Annotated in this window: 7 protein-coding genes and 1 tRNA gene; 3 read left to right on the top strand and 5 right to left on the bottom strand. The window is 75.1% G+C overall.

Annotated elements, in window-relative coordinates; translation table 11 throughout:
- The first annotated feature begins 3 nt into the window (after positions 1-3).
- Genes ACZ619_RS10080 through ACZ619_RS10070 form a run of 3 tightly spaced genes read left to right on the top strand, consistent with a single transcriptional unit; the run spans position 4 to position 3,289 of the window.
- On the top strand, positions 4-843 hold the full coding sequence (locus ACZ619_RS10080; RefSeq protein ID WP_469596499.1) for a type VII secretion system-associated protein: 840 nt from the start codon (positions 4-6) through the stop codon (positions 841-843).
- Positions 840-2,018: an RICIN domain-containing protein gene (locus ACZ619_RS10075; RefSeq protein ID WP_469596498.1), complete on the top strand. Its 1,179-nt coding sequence runs from the start codon at positions 840-842 to the stop codon at positions 2,016-2,018. Before ACZ619_RS10080 ends, ACZ619_RS10075 begins: the two co-directional genes overlap by 4 nt.
- 41 nt (positions 2,019-2,059) lie before the next feature.
- Positions 2,060-3,289: a ricin-type beta-trefoil lectin domain protein gene (locus ACZ619_RS10070; protein WP_469596495.1), complete on the top strand. Its 1,230-nt coding sequence runs from the start codon at positions 2,060-2,062 to the stop codon at positions 3,287-3,289.
- Here the strand turns inward: ACZ619_RS10070 and ACZ619_RS10065 are convergent, their stop codons facing one another.
- The 5 genes from ACZ619_RS10065 to tmk form a co-directional block, all read right to left on the bottom strand.
- Positions 3,290-7,012: a BTAD domain-containing putative transcriptional regulator gene (locus tag ACZ619_RS10065; RefSeq protein WP_469596492.1), complete on the bottom strand. Its 3,723-nt coding sequence runs from the start codon at positions 7,010-7,012 to the stop codon at positions 3,290-3,292.
- Between the two features lie 107 nt (positions 7,013-7,119).
- A tRNA-Thr gene (locus tag ACZ619_RS10060) sits at positions 7,120-7,196 on the bottom strand.
- 107 nt (positions 7,197-7,303) lie between these two features.
- Complete coding sequence (locus ACZ619_RS10055; protein ID WP_469596490.1) at positions 7,304-8,944, bottom strand: alpha/beta hydrolase; 1,641 nt, start codon at positions 8,942-8,944, stop codon at positions 7,304-7,306.
- Positions 8,945-9,142: 198 nt separating this feature from the next.
- A complete protein-coding gene (locus ACZ619_RS10050) occupies positions 9,143-10,348 on the bottom strand; it encodes a DNA polymerase III subunit delta' (RefSeq protein ID WP_469596488.1) in 1,206 nt (401 codons plus the stop codon).
- 342 nt (positions 10,349-10,690) lie between these two features.
- Entirely contained in the window at positions 10,691-13,936 is a 3,246-nt protein-coding gene (gene tmk / locus ACZ619_RS10045) for a dTMP kinase (protein WP_469596485.1), read from the bottom strand.
- Positions 13,937-13,946: the final 10 nt, after the last annotated feature.

Genomic DNA, 13,946 nt, shown 5'->3' with positions numbered 1-13,946 from the left:
CCGTTGCCGGAAGACGTCCGGGAGGCGGCCCTGCTCGCCCCGGACCACTGGCTCGGCGTCGTCGACCCCGGCTGGCGGGGCGAGGGTCCGCCGCCGCACTGGGCCGTCGTCGGCGAGTGGCGGTCCGGGGCCTCGGGCGAGATCGAGGAGTGGCAGCCCAACGAGGAGTACCGGCCCTCGCCGTCGTCCCTCGGCTGGCCCGAACCGACGGACCCGGTGGACGCGGCCGTCCAGTCGGCGGTCACCGGATACGCACCGGTCGGGGAGGCGCTGCGGGCCCTGGCGAAGGCGGAGGTCACGTTCCTCGCGACCCCGGCCGGCGGTCCCCAGCCCCTGACGGCACCCGACGGCACCCCGACGATCCCGGTCTTCACCTCCCCGCCCCACCAGCCCTTCACCACCGCCCTCGCCCACGCGGCCCTGCCCGCCACCGCCCTGGCCGCCCACGGCCTCCCCCTCACCGTCAACCCGGCGGGCCCGGCCTGCCTGGTGGTGACCCCGGAGGAACTCCTGTCCGCGGCGGATTCCACGGGAACGGGTGCCGCGGGAGAGCCGAGCGGTCCCACCACGCCGGCCGGGACGGCGGAGACGGAGAGCCCGGCGTCCGCACCGGACGGCTCCCGGACGTCCGCCGCCCCGTCCACGACCGACGCCGACGCCGACGCCGACGCCGACGCCGACGCCGACTACGACGATGTGCCCAAGGCCCCCATCACGCCCATGGTCTCCACCACGTCCGACGGCTTCGCCGGTGCTGGTGCCGGTGGTGCCGATGCCGGTGGTGCTGGTGCTGGTGCTGGTGCTGGTGCCGGTGGTGCCGTGGCCGCGGGAGGTGCCGCATGAGCACCTCGTCGTCCTCGTCGTCCTCGTCCTCGTCCTCGTCGTCTCCCTCTCCCTCTCCCTCTCCCTCTCCCGAGGAGTCGGCGGCCGAAGGTGTGGCGTTCGGCACGGGGTCGGCCCAGCCGTTGCCCCGGCGGCAGAAGGGGCCGTCGGCGATCGCCGAGGCCGCCGGGAGCACCGGGCGTCAGGGCGGGGAGGCGTCCACCGGGTCGTCCTCGTCCGCGGGGTCGCCCGGGGCCGACACCGAGGCGGCACCCCCGATGTCCGCCGCCGCGGCCGAGTTCGCGGCGGCCACCGCCGCCGAGCCGCCCCGGGCCCCGGCGATCGGCCTCGGCCTGCGCGGGAACGCCCGGTCCACCCGGTCCGGCGCCGCCGCCCTCTCCGCCCACGCGGCCGGCGCCCCCACCGGCACCGCCGCGTCCCCCGCCGCTCCCCGCCGCCCGCGCAAGGCCCTCCTCGCCGGTGCCGCCCTCCTCGGCGCGCTCCTGGTCTCCGTACCGTTCCTCCTGACCGGTCAGGACGACGATCAACGGTCCGCGCGGGCCGACAGCACCGGGAACACCGTGCTCGGCGGCCTCGCGAACGACAGTGCCGAGACCGGCGCGTACGGCACCGCCTCGCCCACGGCCGACGGCGCCCCCTCCACCCTGGCGTCCCCGAACGAGGCCGCCACCGGGGCCGTCGACCAGCCGTCCCCGGACAGCACCTCGGCGAAGCCGCACAAGTCCGCCACGCACACCGCGACCGAGGCGGCCTCCTCCACGAAGGCCACCCGCGCTGCCACCGCCGCCACCGCCGGGGTCCGGGTCCGGGGCCACGGGTCCGGCCGCTGCCTGGACGTCACCGGAGGTTCCACCGCCGAACGCACCCCCCTCCAGATCTGGGACTGCTCGGGTGCCGCCAGGCAACGGTGGAAGTTCGCCGCCGACGGAACCGTCCGCGCGCTGGGCATGTGCATGGACGTCGACGGAGGTTCCCGCGACGACGGCGCCCCGATCCAGCTGGTCTCCTGCAACGGCACCGGCGCCCAGCAGTTCCGCCTCAACACGGCCCACGACCTGGTCAACGTCCAGGCCGACAAGTGCGTGGACGTCAAGGACGTGGGCACCGGCAACGGCGCCCGGCTCCAGCTGTGGACCTGCACCGGCGCCGACAACCAGAAGTGGAGCACGGCATGACGCCCGCCCACCCGAGAGAAGCCGGAAGACAGAAGGACACCATGACGGCCGCTTCCCCTGAGCAGACGGCGACCGCCACCGCTGCCGCCGAGCCCACGACCGCGCCTGTCCCGGAGACCGGGACGGGAAGCGGGAGCGGCACCCGGTCCGAGCCGGCCCGTGAGCCGGCCACAGCCACACCCACGACCTCGGCCACAACCGCAACCGCAACCTCGGCACCGGCACCGGCACCGGCCGAGGAGGAGGAGCAGCCCTCCCCCGGCACGGCCACGGACACGACCGCGCACTCCGACACCGCCACCGCCACCGGCGCCGATGCCGACACGGACACCGGCACCGGCACCGGCACCGGCACCGCCCATGAAGAGGAGGAGGACTCCGCAGAACCCGCCACCGCCACCGCCGCCCACCCCGGGCGCCCCCGCAAGAGCCTCCTCGCCGGCGCCGCCATCGCCGGGACCCTGCTGATCGCCGTCCCGTTCCTCATCGGCACGAACAGCGGCGACCGGCAAGGACACCGCCGTACGACGGACGCCCTCGCCGGCACCGTCCTCGGGGGCGCCAACGACCAGGAGATACCCGGGGTCTTCGGCTCCGCCACACCTTCCCCCGGCAGCGGGACCCCGGCCGACCCGAAGAGCGCGGGCGGTTCGGGCCACGCGGCGAACTCCGGTGTCTCCGCCGACGGTTCGGCGTCCCCGGACGCGTCAGGGGACGGGACGTCCACCGGGACCGGCAAGAAGTCGTCCTCGACGAAGAAGGACACCGAGTCGGGCACCACCTCCTCCGGTTCGAGCACGAAGTCGGACTCGGGATCGTCGGACACGGCCAAGGACACCGACTCCGGTTCCGGTTCGGGCACCACCACCACGACGACCACCACGGTCGCGAGCGTCGCGATCCGCGGCTACGCCTCCAACCGCTGCATCGACGTCACCGACGGCTCCAGCAAGGACGGCACGCACCTGCAGATCTGGGACTGCTCCGGGGACGCCTGGCAGCAGTGGAAGTTCATGTCGGACGGCACGGTCCGCTCGATGGGCAAGTGCATGGACGTGGCCTGGGGTTCGACCGCGAACGGCGCGGTGATCCAGCTCGCGAACTGCTCCGGCAACCAGGCCCAGCAGTTCCGCCTGAACTCCTCGCACGACCTGGTCAGCGTCAAGGCCGACAAGTGCGTGGACGTCAAGGACCAGCTGACGGCCAACGGCACACCGCTCCAGCTGTGGACGTGCTCCGGGAACGGCAACCAGAAGTGGGGGAAGGCCTGATCAGGCCACCTCGTCCCGCTCGCTCCGCGCGGCGGCCGCCCAGTGCGCCGATCCCCACCGCCGCGCGACCCCTTCCGCCCGGGTGAAGTACCGCACGGCGGTCTCCTCCTCGCCGAGCAGCCGGTACAGCAGGCCCAGGTAGTGGGCCACCGGCTGCATGGCGAACACGGTGTACGCGCCGCCGGACAACTGGTCGCGCACCGGCAGGAGTCGGCGGATCAGCTCGGGCGCCTCGGCCCGCCGTCCGAGCAGCGCGGCCAGCTCGGCCCCGATACAGGTGTTGCGGATGTGGTGGTGGTCGTGGCGCAGCGGGCTCCGCCCGACCGCGCGGGCCTCCTCCAGCCGGCCCAGCCGGGCGAGGGCGAGCGCGTAGGCGGCGCCCTCGATCGGCCCGTACCGCTCGTACCGCTGCCGGGCCAGCCGCGCCAGCTCCACCGTGCTCCCGCCCCGTCCCAACCCGACGGTGATCAGCGCCAGTTCGTGGAAGTCGCGGGCGTGCATCATGCCGTGCCGGTGCATGAGGGCGCCGACCTCGTCGTAGCCGCGCAGGGCGCCCTCGAAGTCGCCGCGCACCTGCGCCAGCATCGCGAGGCTGGCCCGGTGCACGGCCTCCGGTTCGACCAGCCGGTACCGGCGTGCCAGTTCCAGCCCGGCCTCGGCGTGCCGGCGCAGCGCCGCCGGGTCACCCAGGGCCCCGGCGACGCTGCCGTCGATGAACTCGCACACCCAGCGGTACACCGGCAGGTCCAACCGCTCGGCGAGGGAGCGCAGTTCGGCGGCGCAGCGGGCGCGGAAGCCGACGGCCCGTTCGTAGGAGCGGCACTTGGCGGCCGACGCCAGCGCGAGGGCGAGCAGCGCCGGGTCCCCGCTCCGGCGGGCCACGGCGACGAGTTCCCTCGCCGCCCGCACGACCCGTACGGCGTCGTCCTCACCGGTCAGTTCGGCGACCAGGGTGTCGAGCAGCAGACAGCGGGTCGCCGGGTCCGGGCCGACGACGTCGGCGACGGCGACGGCGACGGGGGCGACGGGGGCGACGGCGACGGGGGCGACGGGGGCGACGGCGACGGGGGCGAGGAGCCGTTCCAGGGCGGCCACGAGGTGGCGGTCCACGGCTCCGTAGGGGCGCGTCTGCCACGGGGTGGGCACCTGCCACTCCGTCAGTGCGGCGGTGAGCAGGTCGTCCCGCCCGGCCCGTTCCGCGAGGTCCATCGCCCACCGCCGGGTCCGCCGGGCCGCGGGCGTGGTGCCGGCCCGCACCTGGGCCCGCAGCAGCTTCCCGAGCAGTTCGACCCGCCGCGCGTCCTGGTCCTCACCGGCCCCGGACACCCGCTCGTACGACTCGATCACCCCTTCGAGCAGTCCTACGGCGGCGTCGTGGGCATACCTGCGTTCGGCCAGCTCGGCGGCGCGCAGGCCGTGTTCGACGGCGAGCGGGGCCAGTGCGGCCGTACCGGAGCGGGCGCAGTGGTGGGCGAGGGCGGTGGAGTCGTCGGGGCGCAGCTCGTGCAGGGCCTCGGCGATCCGCGCGTGCGCGCGTCCGCGGCGGAGCCCGGTGAGGTCGGTGTAGAGGGTGTCGCGGACGAGCGCGTGGGCGAACCGGACCCGCCCGGGCCGGGGTTCGAGGAGCAGCCCCGCGACGACACCCGCCTCCAGCCCCTCCACCACCTCGTCCTCGGTCATCTCGGCCGCGTGCACCAGCACGTCCACGTCGGCGTCCCGGCCGGCGACCGCGGCGAGCCGCAGCACGTCGAAGGCGCGTACGGGCAGTCGTCCGAGCCGTCGGCGCAGCACGTCCCGTACTCCCTGCGGCACCTCGGACAGCGCGACCAGCGAACCCTCGCCGGCCAGCAGCCGGGCGCTCTCCCGTACGTAGAACGGGTTGCCGCCGGTGCGTTCGGTGAGCGCGGCGAGGGTGTGCGGGTCGACGGGCCTGCCGTACTCCGCGGTCACCAGGGTCTGCACGTCCTCGGCCGCGAGACCGCCCAGCACCACTCGGTCCGCCGACCGGGGCGCGAGGTGGGCGAGCGTGGCCGCCAGCCGGTCGCCGGCCTCGGTGGGCCGGTGCGCGGTGAGCACCAGCACCGGCGGGGCGTCGAAGCCGGTCAGGTGCTCCAGCAGCGCGAGGGTCTCGATGTCGCCGCGGTGCAGGTCGTCGATGACCACGGCGAGCGGGGCCTCGGCGGCGGCCCGTGCCATCCACGCCCCGACGGCGCGGTGCAGCAGGAACCGCCCCGCGACGGGCTCCCCCGGCTCCCCGGGCACCCACTCCCGCAGCAACGGGGCCACCGCCTCCGGCTCCCCGGGCGGCACCCGCCGGGCCAGCTCCCGCAGCGCCTCCACCCACGCCCAGGCGGGCGGCGCCCCGTCGAACTCCGGGCACCGCCCGACCACGACGGTCCACCCCTCCCCGTCCAGCAGCTGGACGGCCCGCCCGAGCAGTCGCGTCTTCCCGGCCCCCGCCTCCCCGGTGACCTGCACGACACCCCCCGAGTACCGCGCCCCGGCGGCAACCCGCGCGACCACCCCGAGCTCAGCCTCCCGCCCGACAAAGAGATCCCCGTCATCGAGGCACACCCCACCGCCCCCCACGCCCGCCCCCGCCACAGCCCCCGCCACAGCCCCCGCCGACGCAACGGCCACCACCGGGGCGACAGCCGAGGCGGGATCGACAGCCGAGGCGGAGTCGTCAACCACCGCGAGGCCGCCGACCACGGCGAGGTCGCCGGCCACGGCGGCGTCGAAAGCCACAGCGGGGTCCTCACCCACGGCGAGGTCCTCAGCCACGGCGGGGTCCTCAGCCGGAACGGAGTCGGCGACAGCAACGGCCCGGGCGACAGCCCACCCGGAGACGGCCCGCCCCTGAACCACCGGCCCCTGAACGACAGGCCCGGGACCGACTCGCCCAGGAACCTCACACCCGGGACCCTCCTGCCCGGCGCCGGCCCTCCCCGCCCCTCCCTCGTCCCTGCCCCCGCCCCCGCCACCCCGTCCCAGAATCGCGAGTTCGAGTTCGGCCAGCGCGGGACCCGGCTCCAGGCCGAGCTCCTCGGCGAAGATCCGGCGGCTGCGGCGCAGCGCGCCGAGGGCGTCGGCGCGGCGGCCCACGCCCCACAGCGCCGTGGCCAGCAGCCGCCACCCCTCCTCACGCAGCGGATGCTCCAGCGTGAGCACCTCCGCCGACGGCACCGCCTCGGCCCACCGTCCGCCCCGGACGAGCGCGTCGATGAACAACTCCTGTCCGGTCAGCCGCAGTTCCGTCAGCCGGGCCACCTCGGCGACGGCCCAGTCCTCGTCGACCACCTCCGCGTAGGCGGGCCCCCGCCACCAGCCCAGCGCGTCCTCCAGCAGTTCCCGGGCCTCGTCCGCGCCGGCGTCGCGGGCCCGCCGGAGCACCGCCTCGAACCGCCACGCGTCCACCGCGTCCTCGGGCAGCCGCACCGCGTACCCCGGCGCGGCGCTGACCAGCACCTCGGCCCGGCCCCGGGGCGCCCGGCCCGGTTCGAGGACCCGGCGCAGATGGGAGACGTACGCCTGGAGCGAGGTGAGGGCGCGCGCCGGCGGTCTGCCGCTCCAGACCTGCTCGACCATCCGGTCGACGGACAGCACCCCGCCCCGGGCGCAGAGCAGCAGTGCGAGGACGGCCCTCTGCCGCGGCCCGCCGAGTGCGACCCGTACGCCGTTCACCTCGGCCTCGATGGACCCCAGAACTCGCAACCGCACCATGGTGGGAAAATCGTAAGCGTTACGCCCACCCGACCCCGTGCACACATCAACCGCACCTCGGGACACCAAAAAAGGCCAGGTCACATCGGATGTGACCTGGCCTCAAGTGGAGCCGCCTTCGGGATTCGAACCCGAGACCTACGCATTACGAGTGCGTTGCTCTGGCCATCTGAGCTAAGGCGGCGCGTCGCCCGCACTATGGTGCGATCAGCGACGTCGGTAAGTCTACACAGTTTCGGGAGGTGCTCCGCACACGCCCCGGAGCGGGCGGCTCCGGGGCGGACGGCAGGGCTATGAGCAGCGCTTTCCGTTCGCCGGCGGGGTGCCGTGGAGGAGGTAGGTGTCGATCGCCGAGTCGATGCAGGCGCTGCCCCTGCCGTACGCCGTGTGGCCGTCGCCGACGTAGGTGAGCAGGTGGCCCGAGGAGAGCTGGCGGGCCAGGGACCGGGCCCAGGGGTAGGGGGTCGCCGGGTCGCGGGTGGTGCCGACCACGACGATCGGGGCGGCGCCCTTCGCCTCGATGCGGTGCGGCTCCCCGGTGGCCTTGACCGGCCAGTACGCGCAGTTCAGCGAGGCCCAGGCCAGGTTCGTGCCGAACACCGGGGACGCCTTCTCGAACTCGGGCAGCGCCTTCTCGACCTGCCCGGGGCCGTTGAACGCGGGCGGCAGGTCGAGGCAGTTCACCGCGGCGTTGGCGGACATCAGGTTCGAGTAGCGGCCGTCGGCGCCGCGCTCGTAGTAGCTGTCGGAGAGGGCGAGCAGGCCCGCGCCGTCGTTCTCCGTCATCGCCGCGTGCAGCGCCTCGCGCAGCTGCTCCCATTCCGCCTGGTCGTACATCGCCGCGATCACACCGGTCGTGGCAAGGGACTCGGTCAGCTTGCGGCCGTCCCGGTCACCGGTCGGGACGGGGTGCGCGTCGGTCTTCTGGAGGAACGTCCTCATGTTGTCGGCGATCTGCTCGGGCGTGCTGCCCTTGGCGCCGAGCGGGCAGTCGGTGCGCTTGGCGCAGTCCTTGGCGAAGGACTGGAACGCCGTCTCGAAACCGGCCGTCTGCTGGAGGTTGAGCTGGCGCGCGGAGAGCGAGGGGTCCAGCGCGCCGTCCAGGACCACCCGGCCGACCCGTTCCGGGAAGAGCCCCGCGTAGGTCGCGCCGAGGAACGTGCCGTACGACGCCCCCACGTAGTTCAGCTTCGGGTCGCCGAGCAGCGCGCGCAGGATGTCCATGTCCCGTGCCGAGTCGACGGTGGAGACATGGCGCAGCAGCTGCGCCGAGTGCGCCCCGCAGGCCTCCGCGAACTTCTTGTACGCCCCGACCAGCGCGTCCGTCTCCTTCTGGTCGTCGGGCGTCATGTCGGTCTCGGTGAACGCGTCCATCTGCCGGCCGTTCAGGCATTCGACGGGCTCGCTGCGGGCGACCCCGCGCGGGTCCACGGCGACCATGTCGTAGCGGGCCCGCACCTCGGCGGGGTAGCCGATGCCGGCGTACTGCTGGAGGTAGTCGACCGCGGAGCCGCCCGGGCCGCCCGGGTTGACCAGCAGCGAACCGAGCGGCTTCGTCCTGCCGGTGGCCTTCTTCCGGGCGACCGCCAGCCGGACGTCGCCCGCGCCGGGGTTCGCGTAGTCGAGCGGGGCCTTCATGGTCGCGCACTGGAAGCCGGGCACACCGCACTCGCGCCAGCTGAGCTTCTGGTCGTAGTACGGCGCCAGCGCGGACGGCGTCGAGCGGGGCAGCGCGGCCAGCTGGGCGGCGTCGGCGGCCGTCGTCGCGGACGCCGACGGGCTCCCGGAGGAGGAGCACGCGGAGACGAGCAGCGCGGCGGCCGAGAGCAGGGCGGCCGCCGCGGTCCGGGTACGGGACCGGGGACGGGCGTGGATCCGCGTCCCGGGCCGGTGCCGGGGCGGGGTCTGGCGGGGGATTCGCCTGATGTGCATCGATCGAGCGTAACGCTGAGAGATGATCTACGTGCTGTGCGTGTTGGCTGTGGCTCGTACGGGTGACCCCGGTCAACGGCGGCGAGGACAACCGGTCAAGGCGCGGGGCCGGGGCGGGTGTGGAGGCCGGGACGGGTGTGGGGGCAGGGGGGTGTGGGGGCAGGGGGGTGTGGGGGCGGAGCTCGGGCGGGGCCTGGTTCAGCCCGCTCTGAGTGCCATCGTCATCGCCTCCACCGCCAGCAGTGGTGCCACGTTGCGGTCGAGGGCGTCCCGGCAGGCGGCGATCGCCTCGATCCTGCGCAGCGTGGACTCGGGGGAACCGGCCCGGGCCAGCCGCTCCAGGGCGTCCTCGGCGTCCGCGTTGGCGAGGGCGATGCGGGTGCCGAGCTGGAGGGCGAGGACGTCGCGGTAGAAGCCGGTGAGGTCGGTGAGGGCGACGTCGAGGCTGTCGCGCTGGGTCCTGGTGCGGCGGCGCTTCTGCATGTCCTCCAGGTCCTTCATGACACCCGCCGTGCCGCGCGGCATGCGGCCGCCCTGGACCGCGCCGAGCGCCGCCTTCAGCTCCTCGGTCTCCTTGCCGTCCATCTCCTCGGCGAGCTGCTTGGCGTCCTCGGCGGCCGCGTCCACCAGCTCCTGGGCGGCCTTCAGGCAGGCACCGATCTCGTCCAGCCGCAGCGGCAGCTTCAGTACGGCGGCGCGGCGCTCGCGGGCGGCGGGGTCGGTGGCCAGCCGGCGGGCCCGGTCGACGTGGCCCTGGGTGGCGCGGGCGGCGTGCGCGGCGGCCGTGGGCTCGATGCCCTCGCGCCGGACGAGCATGTCGGCGACCGCCTCGACCGAGGGCGTGCGCAGGTTCAGGTGGCGGCAGCGGGAGCGGATCGTGGGCAGCACGTCCTCCAGCGAGGGTGCGCAGAGCAGCCAGACCGTGCGGGGGGCGGGCTCCTCGACGGCCTTCAGGACGGCGTTGGCCGACTTCTCGTTCAGCCGCTCGGCGTCCTCGACGAGGATGATCTGCCAGCGGCCGTTCGCCGGGGACGTGTACGACTTGCGGACCGTGTCGCGCATGTCCTTGACGAGGATCTCGGCGCCGACGGCGGCGACCGTGGTGACGTCCGCGTGGGTGCCGACCAGCGCGGTGTGGCAGCCGTCGCAGAAGCCGCAGCCGGGGGCACCGCCGAGGGCGCGGTCGGGGCTGACGCACTGGAGGGCGGCGGCGAAGGCCCGCGCCGTCTGGTTGCGGCCTGCGCCGGGGGGGCCGGTGAACAGCCAGGCGTGGGTCATCTTCGACGACTCAGGCGGCGGCGCGGCGTTCGCGGCGGCGGTGACGAGGGCGTCGGCGTCCCGGGCGGCGGCGGTGAGCACCTCGCTCACCTGCTCCTGCCCGACGAGGTCGTCCCACACGGTCATGGGTCACGCCGCCCTTTCGTCCAACATCACGGTCCGCTCTCCATTGTGCGGCCCACCACTGACAACCGTGCGGGCCACCACGGACAACCACACGACCCACCACCGGCAACCATCCGGCCCGCCACCGACAACCGTGCGCGCCGCCACCGACAGCCACGCGACCCACCACCGGCAATCATCCAGCCCACCACCGACAACCGTGCGCGCCACCACGGACAACCCTCCGGCCCGCCACCGGCAACGCGGTCCGCGCCGTGGGGTCGGCCGCCGTGGTGGCCGCAGTGCCGACGGGGGCGGTACCGGCCGGCAACCCGGCCCGTACCGCCCCCGCGCGTGATTCCGTCAGCCGCGGCGTCCGCGGCCCCGCCGGCCGCGCCCGTCGTCGTCCGGCTCCTCGTACGACCCCAGCAGCTCGTCCGCCAGCGTGGGCAGGTCGTCCAGCGGGGTCTCCTCGGCCCAGTCGGGCCGGGGGCGCCGGCGCGGGGCCGTGTCCTCGGAGTCGACCTGCGGCAGCTCGCGCGTGCGGCCCTCGGTGCCGTCGGGGTTCCCGCCGTCCCGCTCGTCCCGGAAGAACCCGGTCGGCATCCGGTCCGCCGGACCCTCGTCGTCCCGCACCGGAGGCAGGACCGCGGTCTCGTCGGCGGCACGCACCGGAGGCAGCACGGCCGTCTCGTCGGCCGCACCGGCGGCCCGCGGCGCCTCGATCTCGTCGGTCTCGTCGGTCTCGTCCGTCTCGGCGGCGACCGTCGGCGGCACCGGCGGCTTCGGCAGCTTCGCCGTCACCTCGGACTCGGACTCCCGGGCGGGCGGCTCCTCGTCGGCGCGCACCGCGCGCAGCACCGTGGTCTCGTCCGTCGCGCGCCGGGCCGCCGGGGGCTCGGCGTCCGGCTTCACCACCGGGGTCGGCATGGTCGTCGCCTCCGGCGTGACCCCGGGGGCCGTCGGCCGCGGGGCGGCCGACTGCCGGGCGGCCACGTCGGCCGCGGCCGCCGCCTCCGCCGCGGCGCGCCGGGCCTGCTCGGCCTTGACGAGCGCCTCCTCGGCCTTGCGCTGCTTCTCCAGGCGCCGTTCCTCGGCCTCGGCACGCAGCCGGGCCTCCTCCTCGGCCTGCTTGCGGAGCCGCTCCTGCTCCGCCTTGCGGCGGGCCTCGGCCTCCGCGCGGGCCTTCTCCTCGGCGAGCAGCCGGGCCTGCTCCTCCTCGGCCCGCCTGCGCGCCTCCTCGGCCCGCTGCCGGGCCTCCTCCGCCTGCCGTTCGGCCTCGCGGCGCTGCGCCTCCTCCAGCTCGCGGCGCTTGCGCTCCTCCTCCTCGGCGCGGAGCTTGGCGAGCTGCTCCTGGCGCTCACGCTCCAGGCGCTCCTCCTCGGCCTTGCGCGCGGCCTCTTCCTCGGCCTTGCGGCGGGCCTCCTCCTCGGCCTTCCTGCGCGCTTCCTCGGCGGCCTTGATCTCGGCCTCGGAGAGCGGCAGCACGGTGTCGAGCCGGGCCCGGATGACCGTGGTGACGGCCTCCGGCTGCTGGCCGGCGTCGACGACCAGGTAGCGGCCGGGGTCGGAGGCGGCCAGCGTCAGGAAACCGGCCCGTACGCGCGCGTGGAACTCGGCGGGCTCGGACTCCAGCCGGTCGGGCGCCTCGGTGAAGCGCTCGCGGGCGGTCTCCGGCGCCACGTCGAGCAGGACGGTCAGGTGCGGGACCAGTCCGGCGGTGGCCCAGCGGTTGATGCGGGCGACCTCGGTCGGGGACAGGTCGCGGCCGGCGCCCTGGTAGGCGACGGAGGAGTCGATGTAGCGGTCGGAGATGACGACCGCGCCGCGCTCCAGGGCGGGCCGCACCACGGTGTCGACGTGCTCCGCGCGGTCGGCGGCGTACAGCAGCGCCTCCGCGCGGTGCGACAGACCGGCGGACGACACGTCCAGCAGGATCGAGCGCAGTCGCTTGCCGACCGGGGTGGCGCCCGGCTCGCGGGTGAGGACCACCTCGTGGCCCTTGGCCCGGATCCACTCGGCGAGGGCCTCGGCCTGGGTGGACTTGCCGGCGCCGTCGCCGCCCTCCAGGGCGATGAAGAAACCGTTGTCCGTGGGGGCCTGCGCCGGGTCGTCGCCGCCGAGCAGGGCGTCCCGCAGGTCGTGGCGGAGCGGTACGCCCGCGCGGTCGTCGACCTTGGCCAGCACCAGCGCGGCCACCGGCAGCAGCAGCGCGCCGACCAGCATCAGGGTGAACGCGGCTCCGCCGTGCGCGAACACGAACTTGCCGTTCTCCAGCCGGTGCGGCCCGATCAGCGCGGCCACCAGGGGCGCGATCAGGGCGCCGAGGGCTATGGCGACCCGGACCACCGCGTGCAGGTGCTCGGTGGTGCGGGCCCGGCGGTGGTCCTCGGTCTCCTGGTCGAGCAGGGTGTGCCCGGTGTTGGCGGCCACACCCGCGCCGATGCCGGCCAGCGCGACGATCAGCAGCACGGTGGTGGTGTCCGGGACCAGTCCCGCGGCCAGCAGGGCGATGCCGGTGAAGGCGATCGCCAGCGACAGCAGCCGGCGGCGCGAGAGCGTCGGCAGCAGGGCGGGCGCGGTGCGGATGCCGACGGCGACCCCGCCGGTCAGGCCGAGCACCAGCAGGCCGTACAGGACCGGGCCGCCGTGCAGGTCCCTGGCGTGCAGCACGGAGACGGAGACGGCGGCGGCGATCGCCCCGGCGACGGCGGCGCAGGCCAGCACGAGCAGCGGGACGGCGCCGGTGCGGCCGTTGTCGGCGCCGGTGCCGGTCCTGGGACGGCGCAGGCCCTCCAGCGGGGACCGCGGGCGCGGGGTGCGGGTGCCGGGCACCTCCAGGTAGACCAGCACGGAGAGGGAGGCGGCGAACAGGCCGGCCGCCACGTACGACGCGAGGGCCGCCTGGTGCTGGGCGAACCAGGCGATGCCGGTGCCCAGGAGGTTGTTGACGAGCGAGGCCACGACCAGCGCGGCGGCCGCGAGCGGGATCGCCACGAACGTCGTCCGCAGCGAGAGCCGGCGCAGGGCGTCCAGGTGGTCGGGGAGCGGCCGTACCGTCGCGCCCTCCGGGGGCGGGGCGGGCAGCAGGGCGGGCGCCACGCTCTCCCGGCAGACGGTCCACAGGCGCTCGGTGACTCCGATGACGAAGACCGTCACCAGGAGGAGGGTCGTCGCGTTCCGCGGGGTCCAGTCGATCCACAGGGGCGCGATGAGCAGCAGGACGGCGCGCAGGCCGTCGGCGCCGACCATGGTCCAGCGGCGGTCGAGCGGGCCGTCCTGCGCGGTCAGCGTCGAGATCGGACCCAGCAGGACCGCGCCGAAGAGCAGGGTGGCCAGAATCCGTACCCCGAAGACGATCGCCACGGCGAACGCCACGCCTCGGTAGCCGCCGCCGAACGAGCCCTGCACGAGGGCCGCTTGTAGCGTGAGCACGACAAGCACAAGAAGTGCCAGGCTGTCGCCCACACCGCTCACCAGCTGGGCGCCGCACAAGCGCCTCAGCTCGGGTCGGCGCAAAAGTGAGCGGACGGCGCGCTCGCGGGAATCCGCCACCAGTGCGTCGTCGGGGTCTGTCCGGGGGGCCGTTGGCTGCTCGGCACGCGTCATGCTTTCAGCC

The organism is Streptomyces sp. NPDC104367, assembly GCF_055583825.1.
The sequence above is the reverse complement of the archived record's forward strand: the minus strand, read 5'-3'. Positions and strand labels throughout refer to the sequence as shown.

What these genes read in the sequence shown, in the direction of transcription:
- ACZ619_RS10070 (WP_469596495.1), top strand. Translation starts at nt 2,060, where the DNA reads ATGACGGCCGCTTCCCCTGAGCAGACGGCGACCGCCACCGCTGCCGCC.
- tmk (WP_469596485.1), bottom strand. Translation starts at nt 13,936, where the DNA reads ATGACGCGTGCCGAGCAGCCAACGGCCCCCCGGACAGACCCCGACGAC.
- ACZ619_RS10075 (WP_469596498.1), top strand. Translation starts at nt 840, where the DNA reads ATGAGCACCTCGTCGTCCTCGTCGTCCTCGTCCTCGTCCTCGTCGTCT.
- ACZ619_RS10055 (WP_469596490.1), bottom strand. Translation starts at nt 8,944, where the DNA reads ATGCACATCAGGCGAATCCCCCGCCAGACCCCGCCCCGGCACCGGCCC.
- ACZ619_RS10050 (WP_469596488.1), bottom strand. Translation starts at nt 10,348, where the DNA reads ATGACCGTGTGGGACGACCTCGTCGGGCAGGAGCAGGTGAGCGAGGTG.
- ACZ619_RS10065 (WP_469596492.1), bottom strand. Translation starts at nt 7,012, where the DNA reads ATGGTGCGGTTGCGAGTTCTGGGGTCCATCGAGGCCGAGGTGAACGGC.